The sequence below is a fragment of the Pseudomonas sp. JBR1 genome, assembly GCF_028198185.1.
GTDB classification, from domain to species: domain Bacteria; phylum Pseudomonadota; class Gammaproteobacteria; order Pseudomonadales; family Pseudomonadaceae; genus Chryseomonas; species Chryseomonas oryzihabitans_E.
Genome location: NZ_CP116340.1, coordinates 2,609,303 through 2,627,482 on the forward strand (window position 1 = coordinate 2,609,303; position 18,180 = coordinate 2,627,482).

At 65.6% G+C, this 18,180-nt stretch carries 17 protein-coding genes, 1 tRNA gene and 1 pseudogene; 15 read left to right on the forward strand and 4 right to left on the reverse strand.

Annotated elements, in window-relative coordinates; genetic code table 11:
• Window positions 1–100 precede the first annotated feature (100 nt).
• Window positions 101–1,651: a methyl-accepting chemotaxis protein gene (locus PJ259_RS12095; RefSeq protein ID WP_271652975.1), complete on the forward strand. Its 1,551-nt coding sequence runs from the start codon at window positions 101–103 to the stop codon at window positions 1,649–1,651.
• Here the strand turns inward: PJ259_RS12095 and PJ259_RS12100 are convergent.
• The 3 genes from PJ259_RS12100 to gabD all read right to left on the reverse strand — a co-directional run bounded on the left by PJ259_RS12100 (window position 1,648) and on the right by gabD (window position 5,982).
• Window positions 1,648–2,844, reverse strand: coding sequence for an HDOD domain-containing protein (locus tag PJ259_RS12100; RefSeq protein ID WP_059316135.1), 1,197 nt, complete (start codon window positions 2,842–2,844; stop codon window positions 1,648–1,650). The genes PJ259_RS12095 and PJ259_RS12100 overlap by 4 nt on opposite strands.
• Window positions 2,845–3,031: 187 nt before the next feature.
• Complete coding sequence (gene gabT / locus PJ259_RS12105; protein WP_271652976.1) at window positions 3,032–4,312, reverse strand: 4-aminobutyrate--2-oxoglutarate transaminase; 1,281 nt, start codon at window positions 4,310–4,312, stop codon at window positions 3,032–3,034.
• 221 nt (window positions 4,313–4,533) lie between these two features.
• Complete coding sequence (gabD, locus tag PJ259_RS12110; protein WP_271652977.1) at window positions 4,534–5,982, reverse strand: NADP-dependent succinate-semialdehyde dehydrogenase; 1,449 nt, start codon at window positions 5,980–5,982, stop codon at window positions 4,534–4,536.
• A 342-nt stretch (window positions 5,983–6,324) separates the two neighbouring features.
• On the opposite strand from gabD, the gene PJ259_RS12115 reads away from it, so the two are divergent.
• The 4 genes from PJ259_RS12115 to sugE all read left to right on the forward strand — a co-directional run bounded on the left by PJ259_RS12115 (window position 6,325) and on the right by sugE (window position 7,928).
• Window positions 6,325–6,401 (forward strand) — tRNA-Arg (locus PJ259_RS12115).
• Between the two features lie 278 nt (window positions 6,402–6,679).
• Window positions 6,680–6,910 (forward strand): hypothetical protein, encoded by a 231-nt coding sequence (locus PJ259_RS12120; protein WP_271652978.1) that lies wholly within the window; start codon window positions 6,680–6,682, stop codon window positions 6,908–6,910.
• Window positions 6,911–7,047: 137 nt separating this feature from the next.
• Window positions 7,048–7,443: a hypothetical protein gene (locus PJ259_RS12125; RefSeq protein ID WP_271652979.1), complete on the forward strand. Its 396-nt coding sequence runs from the start codon at window positions 7,048–7,050 to the stop codon at window positions 7,441–7,443.
• 167 nt (window positions 7,444–7,610) lie between these two features.
• Window positions 7,611–7,928 (forward strand): quaternary ammonium compound efflux SMR transporter SugE, encoded by a 318-nt coding sequence (gene sugE, locus PJ259_RS12130; RefSeq protein ID WP_271652980.1) that lies wholly within the window; start codon window positions 7,611–7,613, stop codon window positions 7,926–7,928.
• Window positions 7,929–7,938: 10 nt separating this feature from the next.
• Here the strand turns inward: sugE and PJ259_RS12135 are convergent, their stop codons facing one another.
• Complete coding sequence (locus tag PJ259_RS12135; RefSeq protein ID WP_271652981.1) at window positions 7,939–8,409, reverse strand: hypothetical protein; 471 nt, start codon at window positions 8,407–8,409, stop codon at window positions 7,939–7,941.
• A 130-nt stretch (window positions 8,410–8,539) separates the two neighbouring features.
• Between PJ259_RS12135 and PJ259_RS12140 the strand changes: the two genes are divergently transcribed.
• The 10 genes and pseudogenes from PJ259_RS12140 (at window position 8,540) to PJ259_RS12180 (ending at window position 18,159) form a co-directional block, all read left to right on the forward strand.
• Entirely contained in the window at window positions 8,540–9,601 is a 1,062-nt protein-coding gene (locus PJ259_RS12140; RefSeq protein WP_442964896.1) for a PQQ-dependent sugar dehydrogenase, read from the forward strand.
• Window positions 9,602–9,924: 323 nt separating this feature from the next.
• A complete protein-coding gene (locus PJ259_RS12145; protein WP_059316143.1) occupies window positions 9,925–10,998 on the forward strand; it encodes a saccharopine dehydrogenase family protein in 1,074 nt (357 codons plus the stop codon).
• A 65-nt stretch (window positions 10,999–11,063) separates the two neighbouring features.
• Window positions 11,064–12,005 carry a Gfo/Idh/MocA family protein gene (locus PJ259_RS12150; RefSeq protein ID WP_271652983.1) on the forward strand — a complete coding sequence of 314 codons (942 nt, stop codon included), beginning with the start codon at window positions 11,064–11,066 and terminating at the stop codon, window positions 12,003–12,005.
• Between the two features lie 130 nt (window positions 12,006–12,135).
• Window positions 12,136–12,918 (forward strand): annotated as a pseudogene (locus tag PJ259_RS22915) (MCP four helix bundle domain-containing protein); the annotation flags it as partial.
• 27 nt (window positions 12,919–12,945) lie between these two features.
• A complete protein-coding gene (locus PJ259_RS22920) occupies window positions 12,946–13,776 on the forward strand; it encodes a methyl-accepting chemotaxis protein (RefSeq protein ID WP_442964897.1) in 831 nt (276 codons plus the stop codon).
• 165 nt (window positions 13,777–13,941) lie between these two features.
• The gene (locus PJ259_RS12160; protein ID WP_064308103.1) at window positions 13,942–14,196 is read left to right on the forward strand and encodes a hypothetical protein; all 255 of its coding nucleotides are present in this window, start codon (window positions 13,942–13,944) and stop codon (window positions 14,194–14,196) included.
• A gap of 354 nt (window positions 14,197–14,550) precedes the next feature.
• A complete protein-coding gene (locus PJ259_RS12165) occupies window positions 14,551–15,444 on the forward strand; it encodes an SDR family oxidoreductase (RefSeq protein ID WP_271652985.1) in 894 nt (297 codons plus the stop codon).
• 5 nt (window positions 15,445–15,449) lie between these two features.
• The gene (locus PJ259_RS12170; RefSeq protein WP_271652986.1) at window positions 15,450–17,249 is read left to right on the forward strand and encodes a glycoside hydrolase family 15 protein; all 1,800 of its coding nucleotides are present in this window, start codon (window positions 15,450–15,452) and stop codon (window positions 17,247–17,249) included.
• Window positions 17,246–17,827, forward strand: a complete 582-nt coding sequence (locus PJ259_RS12175; protein WP_271652987.1) for a DNA-3-methyladenine glycosylase — start codon at window positions 17,246–17,248, stop codon at window positions 17,825–17,827. Before PJ259_RS12170 ends, PJ259_RS12175 begins: the two co-directional genes overlap by 4 nt.
• Window positions 17,828–17,871: 44 nt before the next feature.
• Window positions 17,872–18,159, forward strand: coding sequence for a DUF2845 domain-containing protein (locus PJ259_RS12180; protein WP_271652988.1), 288 nt, complete (start codon window positions 17,872–17,874; stop codon window positions 18,157–18,159).
• The last annotated feature ends 21 nt before the right edge of the window (window positions 18,160–18,180 follow it).

The following is an 18,180-nucleotide window of genomic DNA, read 5'->3' on the forward strand; positions in this document are numbered from 1 at the left end:
GACAACGGTTGCAACCTCCGGAAAGCTGGCTCCATGATCGATAAAAGCTGACAGCCATCACGCTTTGACATCGATCCGAGCAGAATAACAAGGAGGTCCCATGCCCAGGCGCTGGCTGATCGTGTTGTCGCTTCACCTGGCCACCCTGGTCGGGGCCCTGCTGGCGTGGCAACTCCTGGCGCTGCCCAGCGTCCTTGGCCTCGGCCTGACCGCTGTCGCCGCCCTGTGGCCCTGGCTGCTGGTGCGCTCCCCCGCGCCACCGCCTGCCCCTCCCCTGGCGCTCGACGACCTCACCAGCGACCTGTCGCGCAGTACCGCGCGCAATGCGGTGGCCATCGCCGGCGTGGCCTTTGCTGCCCAGCAGCTGGCAGCCCGGGTGCAATCTCAGGCCAGCACGGCTGCGCAAATTTCCAGCAGTGCCACTGCCCTCTCCCGGACCGAGCAGGACAGCGCCGGCAGCGCCCGCCAGGCTCTGGAAGTGGCGCAACAGGTCCATGCGCGCAGCGAGATCGGTCGCGAAGCGCTGAGTTCGGCGATCGCCGCCATTCGCGCACTGAGCGATCACGCCCGCCAGAGCCGCGAACTGATCGCCGGCCTGAGTGCCCGCACCGACAAGATCCAGCAGGTCACCGAAGTCATCCAGGCCATCGCCAGCCAGACCAATCTGCTGGCGCTCAATGCTGCCATCGAAGCGGCGCGGGCCGGCGAGCACGGTCGCGGCTTCGCTGTGGTGGCCGACGAAGTCCGTGGCCTGGCGGCGCGGACCTCCACCGCCACCGGTGAGGTGGGGGTGATCGTCGCCGACATCAGCCAGCAGACCGAGGCCGTGGTCGCCCAGATTCAGGAACTGGCCCAGGCGCTGGAAGACGGTGTCCGCCAGGTGGAGCGCACCGGCGAAGGCCTACAGGAGATCGCCCAGCTGGCGCAGACCGCCGAGCGCCAGGCTGAAGACATCGCCCAGGGCACCTCGGCCAATCTTGCGCAGCTGGAAAGCCTGGCCCAGGCAGTGGAACAGGTGCATAGCGATCTGGCCGACAGCGAACGCCAGACCAGCCGCCTCAGCAGCGCTGCCGACGAGCTGGTGGACATGGCCGAAGCCAGCAGCGAGCGCCTGGCCGAGGTCGGGCTGGACAGCTATCACCAGCGTATCTTCGAACTGGCGCGCCAGGGGGCGGATGCCATCGGCAGGCGCTTCGAAGAGGATCTGGCCGCCGGGCGCATTACCCAGGACGCCCTCTTCGACCGTCAGTACCAGCCCGTTCAGGGCAGCCAGCCTGCCAAGTACCGCACCCGCTTCGACAGCTATACCGATGGCGTGCTACCGGCGATCCAGGAGCCGCTGCTGGAGCAGCATCCCGGCCTGGTGTTCGCCATCGCCTGTACGCCGGAGGGTTATGTGCCCACCCACAACCGCGCCTTCGCTCATCCGCCCACCGGGGATCTGGCAGTGGACACGGCGCGCAGCCGCAGCAAGCGCCTGTTCAGCGATCGCACCGGCAAGCGCTGCGGTAGCCATCAGCGCCGCCTGTTGCTGCAGACCTACATGAGGGACACGGGCGAGGTGATGCACGACCTCTCGGTACCCATCCTGGTGAACGGTCGCCACTGGGGCGGACTGCGCCTGGGCTATCGCCCTGACACCGCGCGCTAGGTCACCTGCAGCTGGGTGACGGCCAACTTCCACACCGGCGCCTCGAGGCCCAGCATGCGCCCGGCCTTGTGTTCGAGCAGATCGTCGAGGGCTTCGCCAGGCGCCAGATTCGCTGCCTGAGCGGCCAGATGCAGGATCAGCGACGGCTTGGGCAGTACACCATGCAGGCTGTGCACGGCAGCCACCAGCTCGCGCAACTCCAGCGGCAGACGCCAGTGCCGCTGCAACTCCGCAGAGAATTCCAGACTGTAGCTCAGCAGGGCACGCTCCAGCGCAGCCTCATCGATAGCACCGCCCTCCTCGCACCAGCGCTGCACGCCTTGCAGTACGGCCAACTCACCCAGCCGGTGCAGCAGGCCCGCGGTATAGCAGCGCTCGGCGTCCTCACGGGCATAGCGCAGCGCCAGCAAGCGAGCACAGTCGGCGGCGCGCTGGGCCAGGTGCAGATAGCCTTCGGCACGCCCGGCCAGCAGCGGCTCGGCCAGGCGTGTCGCGCGCCTCAGACTCAGACCCAGGACCAGGTTCAGGGTAAAGCCGACGCCCAGGCGCGGCAGGGCCTGGCCAAGCGTCTGGCAGGACTGCCCGACGCGCTGAGAGGCACTGTTGGCCGCGGCGATCAGGGTCGCCGTGACCAGTGGATCCTGGCCGAACTCGGTTTCCAGCTCGCCCAGGCTGCAATTGGCGCTATCGCGACAGCGCTGAATGATGGCGGGCAGGTCGGCGAACAGCGGCACCGCATCGATCTCGGCTGCCATGCGCTGTAGATGGTCACCCAGCGTACCCAGCGCCGTGGCATTGGTCGTCTGCGTCTCGTCACCCGCAGGCGGCAACAGGCTGCGCAGGCGACGCAGCACCTCTTCGGCGGCATAGGGTTTGACCAGATAGGCCGTGGGTGCCAGGCGCAGGGCAGCGCGCACATAGGCGGCATCCGCCTGATCGGATAGCAGAATCACCGGCTGCAGGGGCTGGGCGCCACGCTGGCGGATCCGCCGCAGCAGATCGAGTCCATCGCAATCAGCGGGGCGCTCGACGATGACCAGGGCGCATCTCTTGCACTGATCCAGTTCGGCGAGGGCCTGGTAGCCATGGCCGTATTCATGGACGGCGGCATCGGCACGCACGGCCAGGACGAGTGACTTGAGCAAATCACGGGTCCAAGGATTGGCATCGACGATGAGTATCAGGGGCGGCATCCCAACCCACTCCTGCGTGAGGCAAGCGAAGCGGCGGATGATGCGGCAAAGCGAGCATTATGCCAAGCAGGTCACACAAAACGTCTGTAATGGGGTTTTGCACCCGCTTGGTTAGCGCCGGAAGGGTGGCCGACAGGGATGACCAGGCGAAAAAAACCGCCCTGTTGCAGGGCGGTTTGGTCAGGACTCAGGCCAGTTCGGCAAAACACTCGCCGATGATGGCGAGGCCGCGATCCAGCTCTTCATCGCTGGCGGTCAGGGGGACCAGGATGCGCAGCACGTTGCCGTAGCTACCGCAGCTGAGCAGGATCAGGCCCTTCTGGCGCGCCCGGACCACGATCTGGCTGGTCAGCTCGGCATCGGGCTGCTCGATGTCGCCCCCCTTGCCCAGCTCCATGGCGATCATGGCGCCCAGGCCGCGGACGTCGCAGATCTGCGTGTGCTTGGCGGCCAGTTCGCGCAGGCCGGCGGTAAGGCGTTCGCCTACGGCCTTGGACCGGTCCAGCAGCTTCTCTTCCTCGAAGGTCTCGATCACCGCCAGGGCTGCGGCGCAGGCGATGGGGCTACCGGCGTAGGTCCCACCCAGGCCACCCGGGGTGACGGCATCCATCACCGTGGCCCGGCCGGTCACGCCCGACAGCGGGAAGCCGCCGGCGATGGACTTGGCGAAGGTCAGCAGATCGGCATCGACGCCCATCTGCTCCATGGCGAAGAAGGTGCCGGTACGACCGGCGCCGGACTGGACTTCGTCAGCGATCAGCAGGATGCCGTGGGTGTCGCACAGCTTACGCAGGCGCTGCATGAACTCCTTGGGCGCGGCATAGAAACCGCCTTCGCCCTGCACCGGCTCGAGGATGATGGCGGCGATGTCGCCAGGCGCGGCATCGTTCTTGAAGATGCGCTCGACACTGGCGATGGCGTCATCGACGCTGATGCCGTGCAGTTCGCAGGGATAGAGTGCGCGATAGACGCCACCGGGCATCAGGCCCATGCCGGCCGAATAGGGCGCGACCTTGCCGGTCAGCGACAGGGTCATCATGGTGCGGCCGTGGTAGGCGCTGGAGAAGGCGATGACACCGGCGCGCTGGGTGGCGGCACGGGCGATCTTGACGGCGTTCTCCACGGCCTCGGAGCCGGAGTTGAACAGCGCGGTCTTCTTCGGGAAGTTGCCTGGTACCAGCTCGTTGAGCTTTTCGCAGACCTCGACGTAGGGCTCGTAGGCCAGCACCTGGAAGCAGGTGTGGGAGACCTTGGTCAGCTGCTCCTGCACGGCCGCTACCACGCGCGGATGCAGGTGGCCGGTGTTGAGCACGGCGATGCCGCCGGCGAAGTCCAGGAATTCGTTGCCCTCGACGTCCCAGACCTTGGCGTTCTCCGCACGGGCGACGAAGATCGGGTGGGTCTGGCCGACGCCACGGGCGACGGCGGCGCTGCGACGGTGCATCAGGGAATCATTGGTGTGGCTCATTGCAGTCCTCGATGGCCGCTCATCGTGGCGGCCGGCTACGGGAAAGGCGCGGACCGGATTCCGGGCAGCATACGATGATCGACTGCCAACGGCCCGGCGTCCGCGCCGGGAGAAATCTTTGGATCGGGCGGGCCCCGTTGGGCTTCGACGAGGGAGCTGTCTCAGCCCAACCTACGGTAGAGGTAGGTTGGGCTGAGCGTAGCGAAGCCCAACGAACGGGATCAGACGCCCAGGCAGAGGTACTTGATCTCGAGGTATTCCTCGATGCCGTACTTGGAGCCCTCGCGGCCCAGGCCCGAGGCCTTGACGCCACCAAAGGGTGCGACTTCGTTGGAGATCAGGCCGGTGTTGATGCCGACCATGCCGTACTCCAGCGCCTCGGCCACGCGGAACACGCGGGACAGGTCACGGGCATAGAAGTAGGAGGCCAGGCCGAATTCGGTGTCGTTGGCCAGCTCGATGACCTCGGCCTCGTCCTTGAAGCGGAACAGCGGCGCCAGCGGGCCGAAGGTCTCTTCCTTGGACACCTTGGCACTCTTGGGCACGTCGGCCAGGATGGTCGGCTCGAAGTAGCTGCCCCCGTTGGCGTGGGCCTTGCCGCCGGCGATGACCTTGGCGCCTTGGGTCACGGCGTCGTCGATGTGCTCCTTGACCTTGGCCGCCGCCTTGGCGTCGATCAGCGGGCCAATGGTGACGCCCTCCTCCAGGCCATTGCCGACCTTGAGCTTGGCCACGGCGGCCTTGAATTTCTCGGCGAAGGCGTCGTAGACACCGTCCTGAATATAGAGACGATTGACGCAGACGCAGGTCTGGCCGGCGTTGCGGTACTTGGAGGCGATGGCGCCTTCCACGGCCTTGTCCAGGTCGGCGTCGTCGAAGACGATGAAGGGCGCGTTGCCGCCCAGCTCCAGTGACAGCTTCTTGATGGTGGGGGCGCTCTGCTCCATCAGCTTGGCACCGATCTCGGTGGAGCCGGTAAAGGAGATCTTGCGCACGATGGGGCTTTCGGTCAGCTCGGCGCCGATCTCGGCGGCGGAGCCGGTGACCACGCTCAGCACGCCCTTGGGAATGCCGGCGCGCTCGGCCAGCTCGACCAGGGCCAGGGCCGAGTACGGGGTCTGGCTGGCGGGCTTGATGACCATGGTGCAACCGGCGGCCAGGGCCGGACCGGCCTTGCGGGTGATCATCGCTGTGGGGAAGTTCCACGGCGTGATGGCGGCGGTGACGCCAATGGGCTGCTTGATCACCAGGATGCGCTTGTCGGCCTGGTGGCCGGGGATGGTGTCGCCATAGATGCGCTTGGCTTCTTCGGCGAACCACTCGATGAAGGAGGCAGCGTAGGCGATCTCGCCCTTGGCCTCGGCCAGTGGCTTGCCTTGCTCCAGGGTCATCAGCCGGCCCAGGTCATCCTGGTTCTCGATCATCAGCTCGTACCAGCGCCGCAGCTTGGCCGAACGCTCCTTGGCGGTCAGCGCACGCCAGGCCGGCAGCGCACGGTTGGCGGCGTCGATGGCACGCTTGGTCTCGGCGCGGCCGAGCTTGGGAATGGTGCCCAGGGTTTCGCCGGTGGCCGGGTTGTCCACCTTGACGGTGGCACCGCTGTCGGCGTCGATCCAGGCGCCGTCGACATAGGCTTGCTGGCGAAACAGGGAAGCGTCTTTGAGCTGCATTACGGTCTCCTTGGTGCAAAGGGCCGGAAGCAAGGGCATGACACCCCTGCGCCTGCGATAGGGTCAGGCTTGGAAACGCTGGCGTCGCCACCGTTCAGTGCCTGCGAGAGGAACGTCCGAAGCGCCACAGGCGTTCGAAATATTGAACGCATCCTAGGAGAATCCTGAACCCCTGCGCAAGAGCGCTGGCGAGGTTTTCGCGCTGCCCTCCTCCTTGTTTATGCAGCCCTTGCCACGCCCCGCGAAACAGTCGTTCAAAATCAACAACATCGTGCATCCGGGCATGGACGGTCCGATGCAAGATGAGTATGATGGCGACCGATTCAGCGTCATCGAATCGTTGCACTCGTAGCTCAGCTGGATAGAGTACTGCCCTCCGAAGGCAGGGGTCGTGGGTTCGAATCCCGCCGAGTGCGCCATCTTCCGTTCACCGTCGTGTGAACCTCAACAAAGCCCGCCATTGAGCGGGCTTTGTTGTTTCTGGTGGTCCCTTCCCGATATACCCATGCGTGACGCCTGCTCGCCTTTACCTGAAGAGGCCTTAGCGAAATGGAATTCGCCAGACCATTGGCCTGATTTATCTGATCATCACCATCGTCGTCAGTGTGATCCTGGGCTAAGCTCTGCCGAGTTGAACCCGTTGAAGCCAGCCGGCCGGATGCCGATACCCTGGTGCTCACCTCGCAAGGAAGCCTGCATGAGATATCTCCTGACCAGCTCGGTCACCCTCTTTCTCGCCGCCCCGATCTTTACCGAAGACACTGCCCTCGCCCAGGCTGGCCACGCCATCCGGCCAGGGCTAGCGGCCGCGGCTCACTGTCTGCACGAATCGCTACTGGAAACCAGCGCCGCCAACAGAGGCCCGGTGGCGGACGGCGCCCGTCTGCAGCTGGCCGGGCTGGAGAGGCGCGACCAGATTGCCCATTAGGGCTGGATCGGCGACCGGTGCGCCTCAGTTTCTCTGCCTTGGAGCCTTTTCAAAGTCCCTTTCCAGAGCGCTTTCGTGAACGAAGCCGCTGCCACTGGCTCTCAAGGTTTCCACCATGGACTCCCGAGGAGACCCGCATGAAAGCTCTGATTCCCCTGTTGCTGCTGCCCCTGGCCCTCGGTGCCTGCACCGGTCAGCAGGCGCGGCATGACGATCTTGGCCTGCCGAGCTGCAATCTGGCCGAGCAGCGCGCCGTGCCGGGAGAGCTGGGCGGATCGATCACGGATCCGCGGCAGGCGCATGTCTCGATGCGGGCCAATGTGCTGCTGGCGGATGTGAGCACGGCGCGCAAGGCGCGGCGGATCAGTCAGGAACAGGCGACGACCTTCAGCGAACGCATCGCCGCCGTGCGCAGCCAGACCAATGCCTTCGTACAGCAGCAAGGCTTTCTCAGCGCGGCCGAGCGGGCCAGTTTCGATCGGGAATTCGACGGGATCGCCGCGCAGATCTGCCAGCCACGTCCGGCGCAGTGATCTCTGCCTAGCCTGGACGGGTCGAAAGACCGCCGCTCGAACGGCTAGGATAGCGGGGCCGATCAGGCGGTGAGGACCCTTGCCGCCCTTCTCTTCCAGCCCAGGGGACGACCCCTGTGATCGGTGGGCAGCGTTCCGGGACGGCCCGGTGTCACAGGAGGCCGTCCTTGGCTTGGTTCTATCTGATCTGCGCAGGGCTGCTCGAGGTAGTCTGGGCGTTCTACATGAAGCAGTCCGCGGGTTTCACCCGCCTCACGCCGACGATCATCACCGGGGTCGCCATGGTGGCCAGCGTGGCGCTGTTGTCGATCTCCATGCGCAGCCTGCCGCTGGGTACCGCCTATACCATCTGGACCGGCATCGGCGCGGTGGGCGCCTTCATGGTCGGTATCCTGCTGCTGGGCGAGGCGGCGAGTCCGCTGCGTATCCTGGCTGCGGCGCTGATCGTCAGCGGTCTGGTGCTGATGAAGCTGACGTCGTCCTGAGCGCCCTCCTCTAGCGCTGAATCCTCGGGCGCGCCAGCCAGCTGAACAGCAGCCCGCCAAGCAGGCCGCCCATGGCCATCGCCAGCAAACCCTCCAGGGTGCGGGTGGCGTAAATGAGCACCGGCATGGGAGCGAAGGCATCGATCAGGCGGATGGCGACGATCACGCTGACGCTACTGGCTAGCGGCAGCAGCCAGGCGCGATAAGCGCCGCTGCGGCGCCCGAACCAGAAGGCCACGGCAAAGGCTGGTAACCAAGCGGCGAGCACGATGGCGGCGTAGACGGGTCCGAAGCCGAGCAGGTCCTGTACGGAGGTCCGCCAGCGAGTGGCACTGTCTATCGGTTGCCCAAGCCCCTGGAGCGCAGCCAGGTTGTACTGGGTCTGCACCAGGCTGCCCCAGGCGGTGGCCAGCAGCAGGGCTGCAGCGAATGCCAGCAGGGTGCGGGGTCTCGACAGGGCGCGCCAGAGCGGTTGGGACATGACTGAAAGATCTCCTGGAGAGATGCTGATGCTAGCGAAGGCAGGTGCGTGGAGTAGCTCTCAAGCGTTACCTAAAGCTTCCGGACGCTGGGCCTGGGTGGCGCTGCTGCTGGGACTGCTGGCGAGTTCGATGGCCCTGGCGACACCGGCCTATCGCGTCGAGACAGTGGCGACCGGCCTCAAGAGACCCTGGTCGCTGGCCTTCCTGCCCAATGGCCGAGCGCTCCTGACCGAAGGTGCCGGGCGTTTGCGACTGCTGGTGTCGGACGGCACAGGCCGGCTCAGGCTACAGCCGGAAGCCATAACCGGATTACCGGAACTCTATACCGAGGGCCAGGCTGGGCTGTTCGAGGTGCTGCCGGATCCGGATTTCGCCCGCAGCCAGCTGATCTATCTCTCCTATGCGATAGGCACGCGGCAGGCCAATCACCTCCGGGTGGTGCGGGCGCGGCTGGACGACAGACGCCTGCAGGACGTCCAGCCACTGTTCACCAGCCAGCCGGCCAAGGCTTACGGTCAGCACTTCGGGGCGCGGATGGCCCTGCTCGGCGACGGAACCCTGGCCATCGCCCTGGGCGACGGCAACGTCGAGCGCACCAACGCCCAGCGACTGGATACCCATCTGGGCAAGATCGTGCGCATCACTCGCGACGGCCAGGTGCCGACGGACAACCCCTTCATCAAGCGACCCGGCGCCCTGCCGGAGATCTACAGCCTCGGCCATCGCAATCCCCAAGGCCTGGTCTGGGTGGCCGAGCGTCAGGCGCTGTACGAGCACGAGCATGGCTCCAAGGGCGGCGACGAACTCAACCTGATCCGCGCCGGCGCCAACTATGGCTGGCCGCTGACCACCGGCGGCGTGGACTACACCGGTGCGCGCATCTCGCCCTTTCGCGAATTGCCGGGCATCACTCCACCGTTGCTGGAGTGGACGCCGTCGATCGCGCCCGCGGGCATGACCTGGTACGACGGCCAGGGCTTTCCCCCCTGGCGCGGCAGCCTGTTCGTGGCGGCGCTGCGAGAGAAGTCGGTGCGGCGGATACCGCTGGTTGAGGGTATGCCTGGTTCGCAGGAGCTTTTGTTCCAGGAATTGAACCAGCGTCTGCGCGACGTGCGCAGCGGCCCGGACGGCAATCTCTGGCTGCTCACCGATGGTGAGGACGGTCAGCTGTTGCGGGTGGTGCCGGGGTAGGTAGCGAAAGAGCCGTGATGCCGATCCGGTACAGCACCAGTCGCGGCCATGCCGATGCGGTAGGTGGGGTTGAGCACAGCGAAGCCCAACGTCGGCTCGGGGCTCACCATGTTGGGCTTCGACGATAGGGCCGTCTCAACCCAACCTACGGAGACATCGATAGCCTGTTTGGGCGGCAACTCGGGTAAGCCGCGAGAAGCCTCGTCGAAACGACGAATACTCCGCCGTTTCGTCAAATAAAGCACGACGATTCGACGCTCTGACGCTCACATCTGGCAGTGCCCCTTTTTAAGCTGGAGCCTCTAACCACGGAGGATCCCGCCATGAACGTCACCCTGCTCGGCGCCGGCCACATCGGCTACACCATTTCGCAATTACTGCACGCCAGTGGCGACTACCGGGTGACGGTGGCGGATCGTGACGAGCGTGCCCTAGAGGCAATCGCGGCCCTGGGCGTGCAGACCCGCACCCTGGACACGTCCGACGCCAGCGCCCTGGCCGCGGCCCTGGACGATCAGGACGTGGTACTCAACGCCCTGCCCTATCACCTGGCGATTCCCGTCGCCCAGGCGGCCAAGGCCACCAACACCCACTATTTCGACCTCACCGAAGACGTCAAGGCGACCAAGACCATCCGCCAGCTGGCCGAGGGCGCGAGCAATGCCTTCATGCCCCAGTGCGGTCTGGCGCCTGGCTTCATCGGTATCGCCGCCCATTCCCTGGCCAAGCGTTTCGACAGTGTGCGCGAGGTGAAGATGCGTGTCGGCGCCCTGCCGGAATTTCCCACCAACGCCCTGAAGTACAACCTGACCTGGAGCGTCGACGGCCTGGTCAACGAGTACTGCCACCCTTGCGAAGCCGTGCGCAACGGCGAGCTGCAACTGGTGCAGCCGCTGGAAGGCCTGGAGCATTTTTCCCTGGATGGCGTGGAATACGAGGCCTTCAACACCTCGGGCGGCCTGGGTACCCTCTGCGAGACCCTGCAGGGCCAGGTGGAAACCCTGGACTACAAGACCGTGCGCTATCCGGGTCACCGCGACCTGATGAAGTTCCTGCTGGAAGACCTGCGCCTGGCCGGCGACCAGGAGCAGCTCAAGAACATCCTGCGCGGTGCCGTGCCCACCACCATGCAGGACGTGGTGCTGGTGTTCGTGACCGTCAGCGGTATGCGCGGCGGAAAGCTGGTGCAGGAGGTGTTCAGCCGCAAGATCTTTGCCGCCGAGCGCGACGGTCGCCTGACCAGCGCCATCCAGATCACCACCGCCGCCGGCATCTGCACCGCCCTGGATCTGTTCCGCGAAGGCAAGCTGCCGCAGCGCGGCTTCATCGCCCAGGAACAGGTGGACATGGACGCCTTCCTGGCCAACCGCTTCGGCAAGGCCTACCAGCCGGCCTGATCGGGAAGCTTAGCGGCCGATGTGGGGTCCATAACAGAACAGTTTCCGTTGGAGGACCCCTCGTCATGCTCAGCGTCGCCATCGTCGGTTGCGAACAGATCCACGCCCAGGACTACCTGGACACCAGCCTGGCCGATCCGCGCGTGCGGGTAGTGGCCGTGGCCAGCGAACGCGATCCTGCCCGCGCCCAGCGTCTCGCCGCGCCCCATGGCCTGCCGGTGCTGGACGATTTCGCCCAGTTGCCCGAGGTGGATCTGGCCTTCGTCACCACGGCCATCGAGGATCACGAAACAGCGGTGGCCGCGCTACTCCCCCGCGCCCGTCATCTGTTCGTGGAAAAGCCCCTGGCCGTCTCGGCTGCACGCGCGACGGTGCTGGCCGCGCAACTCGCCGGGCGCTCCTGCTTCAGCGGCTTCTATCTACGCACCGACCCTGCCCTGCAGCAATTACGCCAGCGGGCCCGCGCTGGCGCCATCGGTACCCTTTCCCACCTGTCGCTCACGGCTGGCCACCCAGGTCTGCTGGAAGGCTGGCTAAGCGACTGGCCGGCGCATCTGGACGAGACGCGCATGGGCTATGGCGCCTTTGGCGACCTGGCCGTGCACCTGCTGGACTTCAGCGCCTGGCTGACCGGTGAATCCCTGACGGTCGAACACTGCCGCCTGGAACGCGATGCCCGCTGGCCACTGGATCATGGCGGCGAGGCGTTGCTCCGGGCCGGCGACCTGCCGATCCAGCTGCGGGCCAGCGCCACCCTGCGCGGTCCGCGATTGGCCATCCGGCTGGATGGCAGCACGGGCACCCTGGAGCTCACCGCTGGGCGTCTGCTGCTGCACGAGGCCAGTGGTGAGAGCCAGGTGCTGGCCGAGGCGATCGCACCCGGTGTTCCCCAGGGCGCCCAGGCGGTATTCGATCAGTTGCTCGGTCAACCGCGTCCCGAATTGGCCAACCTGGAGGATGCCCTCGCGGCCAACGGCCTGCTGGATCGCCTCTATGGACGCGACTAGAACGTCAGGCCAGGCCGTGTTGGCCACCGTTACCGAGAGACCGGAGGGGTTAAAGGTCAGTCTGATGGTGCCGATAGCGAGGCATCCGGCGCAGTTCGGCTGGCATCCCCGTCGCTGAAAGGAATTCCCAATGGTCTGGTTCAACAATCTGGCGCTGGCGAAAAAACTCGCCGTGGCCTTTGGTCTTTGTACGCTCATTACCCTAGGCATAGGCGCAGCGGGCATGAGTGGACTCAACAGCCTCAATGCGCTGCTGAGCACCTTGCTGAATGACAATCTGCGCTCCATCGTTCAACTCAACGATGCCAAGAGCAACGTGATCGGTCATAACCGCGACATCTTCCGCCTGATGTCCATGGCCTATGCCAATGCGCCCCAGGCCGAGCAGGATCGCATCATCGCGTCTCTGCGCTCCAACCAGGCCGATGCCGAAAAACCCTTCGCCGCCTATCGCGCCACGCCCTTGGAGCCTGATGAAAAGGCCGCGGGTGATGCCTACGAGGGTGATTGGAAAACCTATCTGGCCGGCATCGACGCCGTACTGGCCCGGCTGGCCGCCAAAGACGTAGCCGGTGCCAACCAGTTGCTCAACGAGCAGGTGCAACCCAGCTATCGCAAGACCATGGCTTCTTTCAAGATCATGGTGGAATCCAACAAGCGGCAGAGTGCCGAAGCCGGCGTCGAGGCGCAGACCACGTACGATAAGGCGTTCTGGACGCTCACCGGTGGTCTGCTGTTGGCCACACTCTGCGCCCTGGCGCTGGGCATCGTCATTACCCGCCTAATCGTGGCACCGATTCGCGAGGCCGTCTCCAGCGCCGAGCGTGTCGCCCAGGGCGATCTGACCTTGCCGATCCAGAGCGGTCGGCGTGACGAAGCGGGCCAGCTGCTGCAGGCCCTGGGCGGCATGCAGCGCAGCCTGAAGGACACCGTGCAGCAGATGGCCGGGGCCGCCAGCCAGCTTGCCGCGGCGGCCGAGGAGCTACACGCCGTGACCGAGGAGACCTCCCGGGGCCAGGTTCGTCAGCACGATGAGGTGCAGCAGGCTGCCACGGCGGTTAACGAGATGACCGCCGCCGTTGAAGAGGTGGCGCGCAACGCCGCGTCCACCTCGACCGCTTCCCAGGACACCAGTCGCGAGGCCCAGCAGGGTCGCGAGCAGGTGCAGCAGGCGGCCCAGGCCATGGCGGTGATGACCAGCGAGATCACCGATTCCACCCAGAAGGTGCAGACCCTGGAAGGCCAGGTGCGCGAGATCGGCAAGGTGCTGGAAGTGATTCGTGGCATCGCCGAGCAGACCAACCTGCTGGCGCTCAACGCCGCCATCGAAGCCGCCCGCGCCGGCGAGCAGGGTCGCGGTTTCGCCGTGGTGGCGGACGAGGTCCGCGCCCTGGCCCATCGCACCCAGGGCTCCACAGGCGAGATCGAGCGCATGATGAGCGCCGTGCGCGACAGCGCCGAAGAGGCGGTGAGCGCCATGCACAAGAGCCAGTCCCTGGCCGGCGATACCCAGGAGCGCGCCAACCGTGCCGGTGAAGCCCTGGACCGCATCACCAACGGGATCGCCAGCATCGAGGAGCGCAACCTGGTGATCGCCAGCGCCGCCGAAGAGCAGGCCCAGGTGGCTCGCGAAGTGGACCGCAATCTGGTCAACATCCAGGACCTGTCTACCCAGACCGCCACCGGTGCCCAGCAGACCGCGGCGTCCAGTCAGGAGCTGTCGCGCCTGGCGACGTCCTTCCAAGGTCTGGTCGCGCAATTCCGTTATTGATCGATCGTTCAGCAAACTTCCGACCAGTGGTCGACCCGCCCTCATCTCGGTGAGTGGCGGGCTTGCTGCGCTCCAGAGGGGCTGACGAGCCTTGCCCAGGTCGGCCCCAGGGGAACATTGGGCGCCAGAGCCGTTCTGAGCTGAAATACCTGAATGGATGCTCCCATGCGCTTTACCTACGATGCCCGCCGAAGTTACCGCCTGATCGGCCTCGACGACGGGCGTCTGGCCGGGCAGTTGCTGCGTGGTCAGCTCTACATCATGGTCGCCGGCGACGGTAAGCAGCCGCAGTCGTACGCTCAGCTGGAGGACGATCAGCTGCGTACCGCCGAAGGTCGCCTGATCGGCTGTCGCGAAGCAGACATCCTCACCCTGCAGCGCACCGGTGTCGCCTTACGCCTGGAGCCGCTCGACGCCTGAAGCGTTTGGCAATGGCCAAGGCAGTCCGGCGTGAGCGAGGCCACCACCAGACTCCGTTGGGTCCCGTGCTGAGAGCCAGCTCCAGACCGTGACCGCCATCCGGTCAGCGAGGCCACTCGGCGTTCTTCGTGCAGTTGGGATTTCCCATACGCGAAAGGACCCTCCTTTCTCCACGCCCTTGGACGTCAGATCGCGTCGGAAGCGTATCGGGGTAAGGCCAAGCATCAAATCTGCCTGCATCGACACATCCTCTGCTGATCGCGGGAACCTCGTCGGGTCTTTGCCCCTCCATTTCCTTGAACGTCATCGAAAAGATGCCAAACGGGCGCCTTCTTGGCCCCTTCAGGAGATGTCATGTCCAGCGACAACCAATACAGCATGCAAAACCCCCTTACCCAGTATCCCCAGCCGGAATTTCCCAAGCAGCCTCAGGAAGCACCGGGCCTGGCGCAGGTGATGCAGCCGCGCCCCGACCATGGCGAGACCAGCTACAAGGGCTTCGGTCGTCTGGCTGGCCGCAAGGCGCTGATCACGGGTGCGGATTCGGGAATTGGCCGGGCGACTGCCATTGCCTATGCCCGTGAAGGGGCGGATCTGGTGCTCAACTACCTGCCCGAGGAAGAGACTGACGCCCAGGAAGTGGTGAAGCTGGTGGAAGCCGAAGGGCGCAAGGTGGTCTGCGTGCCCGGTGACCTGAAGGACGAAGCCTTCTGTACCCAGTTGGTGAGCAAGGCCAAGGAGGCCCTCGGCGGTCTCGACATCCTAGTCAACGTGGCCGGCAAGCAGACTGCGGTGCAAGACATCGCCGAACTGACCACCGAGCAGTTCGATGCCACCTACAAGACCAACGTCTACGCCCTGTTCTGGCTGTGCAAGGCCGCGCTGCCGCACCTGCCAGCTGGCGCCGCCATCATCAACACCACCTCGATCCAGGCCACCCAGCCCTCGGAGTTCCTGCTGGACTACGCTTCCACCAAGGCGGCCATCACCAACTTCACCAAGGGCCTGGCCAAGCAGGTCGCCGCCAAGGGCATTCGCGTCAACGCCGTAGCGCCCGGCCCCTTCTGGACGCCGCTGCAGCCCAGCGGTGGCCAGCCCCAGGAGAAGATCCCCACCTTTGGTGGCGAGACGGTGTTCAAGCGTCCTGGCCAACCAGCGGAACTGGCACCCATCTATGTGCTGCTGGCCTCCCAGGAGTCGAGCTATGTGACAGGCGAGGTCTATGGCGCTACCGGAGGCATGGGCTGACGGCCATGGCGGTCTTCGATCCGGCTCGCCAGGACGGCTACGCGCCCCTGGCAGGCTACGCTGCCCTTTCCGACGGTCGTTCGGTCGCCCTGGTGGCGCCGGACGGCTCGCTGGACTGGTGGTGCGTGCCCAACATGGACTCCGCCCCACTGTTCGACCGCCTGCTGGACGCCCCCGCTGGCGGCTTCTTCACGATCACCCCGGTTGCCGACTACCGCGTCGAGCGGGCCTATCGCCAGGACAGCAATGTGCTGGAAACCTGCTTCCATACCGCCGATGGCACCGTGCGCCTGACCGAGTCGCTCAACAGCGGTTCGGCCGGCCGCCTGCCCTGGTGCGAATTGGGTCGCCGGGTCGAGGGCCTGTCCGGACGGGTCGAGCTGCGTATCGAACTGATACCCGGCACCCAGGGCCAGACCGTGTCACCCTGGATGCGCAGCACGCCCAATGGCGAAGTCATGCACGTCGACGGCGTCATGGCGACCCTGCGTTATTGCGAGCGGCTGGAAATCCTCGAATGCGATGACCGCCGACTGGTGGCGCGGCTGGTATTGGAAGCGGGCCAGCGCAGTGTCCTGGCATTGACCGCGACCGAGAACGAGCCACTCGTTGTACCTACGCTGGAGGAAGTCGACCAGCGTATCGACCGCAGCGACCAGGCCTGGCGCGAGTGGGCCCAGGGTTTCGCCTACCAGGGCGAGTTCCTCAGCGAGGTGAAGCGCTCGGCGTTGGCCCTCAAGTTGCTGCTCTACTCGCCCACTGGCGCCATCGTCGCCGCGGCTACCACCTCGTTGCCCGAGCGCATCGGCGGCGACAAGAATTACGAGTATCGCTATGCCTGGGTGCGCGATGCGGTCTTTACCATCAAGGCCTTCTTGCGCCTGGGTGCCCTCGGAGAGGCCCAGGCGGCCCTGGCCTGGATTCAGAACGTCATCCGCCGCCACGGCAATCGCCTGCACACCTGCTTCACCCTGGAAGGCGAACTGGCCCCCGAGGAACGCATCATTCCGGTTCCTGGCTATCGCGACTCCCAGCCAGTGCGAGTGGGCAATCGTGCCAGCGCCCAGTGTCAGCTGAGTCTCTATGGCGATCTGCTGGAGACCTTTCGCCTCTATGCGAGCAAGGGTCATGTGCTGGACTTCGCCACCGCCAGCCTGCTCACCGACCTGGCCAATCTCTGCGCCGATGGCTGGCGGCAACCGGACGCCGGCATGTGGGAGTTGCCCGAGGAGCGCCACTACACCCTGTCCAAGCTGGGCTGCTGGTTCGCCCTGGACCGCGCCGTGACCCTGGCCCGCGATGGCCATATCCCCGACGCCATGTGCGGTCGCTGGGCGCGCGAGCGTGACCGCATCCGCGACTGGGTCAACGAACACTGCTGGAGCGAACGCAAGCAGGCCTACACCTTCTATGCCGGTACCGAGCGGCTGGATGCCGGGCTGCTGCTGGGTATCCGCTTCGGTTTCGACGGCGGCGAACGTTCGGTCAGTACCCTGGCGGCCATCCGCCGCGAGTTGGCCCATGGACCTCTGGTCTATCGCTACAGCGGTGCCGAGCAGGAGGAAGGTGCTTTCCTAGCCTGTTCCTACTGGATGGTCGAGGCCTATGCCGTGCTGGGCGAGGTGGATCAGGCGCGTATCCTGATGCGCGAGGTCCTGGCCGCCAGTCTCAATGGTGTCGGCCTGATGACCGAGATGCGTGATCCCCGTGACGGCGCGGCCCTGGGCAACTTCCCCCAGGGCCTGAGTCACCTGGCCATGGTGCATGCGGCGCTGATCCTGGAAGCACCGGAGCCCGAGGCATGACGACCCTGGACTTCGATCGACCGGTGGAGGACGTCGCTCGGCAACTGATCGGTGCGACGCTCAGGGTCGAAGGCGTGGGCGGCCTCATCGTCGAGACCGAGGCCTATGACGGCGAAGATCCGGCCTCCCACAGCTTTTCCGGTCCCACGCCGCGCAACAAGGCCATGTTCGGTCCGCCCGGGCATGCCTATGTCTATCGCTCCTATGGCATCCATTGGTGCTTCAATCTGGTCTGCCGTGAGGCAGGCCATGGTGCCGGCGTCCTGATCCGCGCGCTGGAGCCGTTGTGGGGTTTGGACGTGATGCGGGAACGTCGGGGCGGGCTGGCCGATCGTCTGCTCTGCGCCGGTCCCGGTCGTCTCTGCCAGGCACTGGGCATCGATGGCAGTCACGACGGCTTGCCGCTGGACGCACCGCCCTTCCAACTGGAGTCAGCTACCGCAGACGTGGTGGTAGTCGAAGGCCCGCGCATTGGCATCACCCGAGCCCGCGAAGTCCCCTGGCGTTTCGGCCTGGCTGGCTCACGCTATCTGAGTCGTGGTTTCGCCACTGCAGTATCGGTACGAAACAGCGGCTAGGCTCAAGACAACGGCCACTGCTGTGTTGCTCGCCTGGAGGTCTGATGCGCCCTCGCTACCTGCTGCTTGCCCTGCTACTGCCGTCCCTTACCCAGGCCAGCCTGCGCTGTGGGCAGAACCTCGTCGAAGAAGGCGACAGCGTCGAGCAGGTCCTGGCCGCCTGCGGGGCCCCGGCCGAGCGCAAGGTCAATCCCCCTGCCCTGCGCAACAACCAGGTACCCAAATTCAATGCAGCCGAGACCCAGTTCTGGACCTATGGCCCGGAAAACGGCGCCTCGCGCCACCTCAGGTTCATCGATGGCAAGCTGGTAGAGATCAGGGTCGAGCGGTAGTAGGCGGGAGCTTCCCTCACC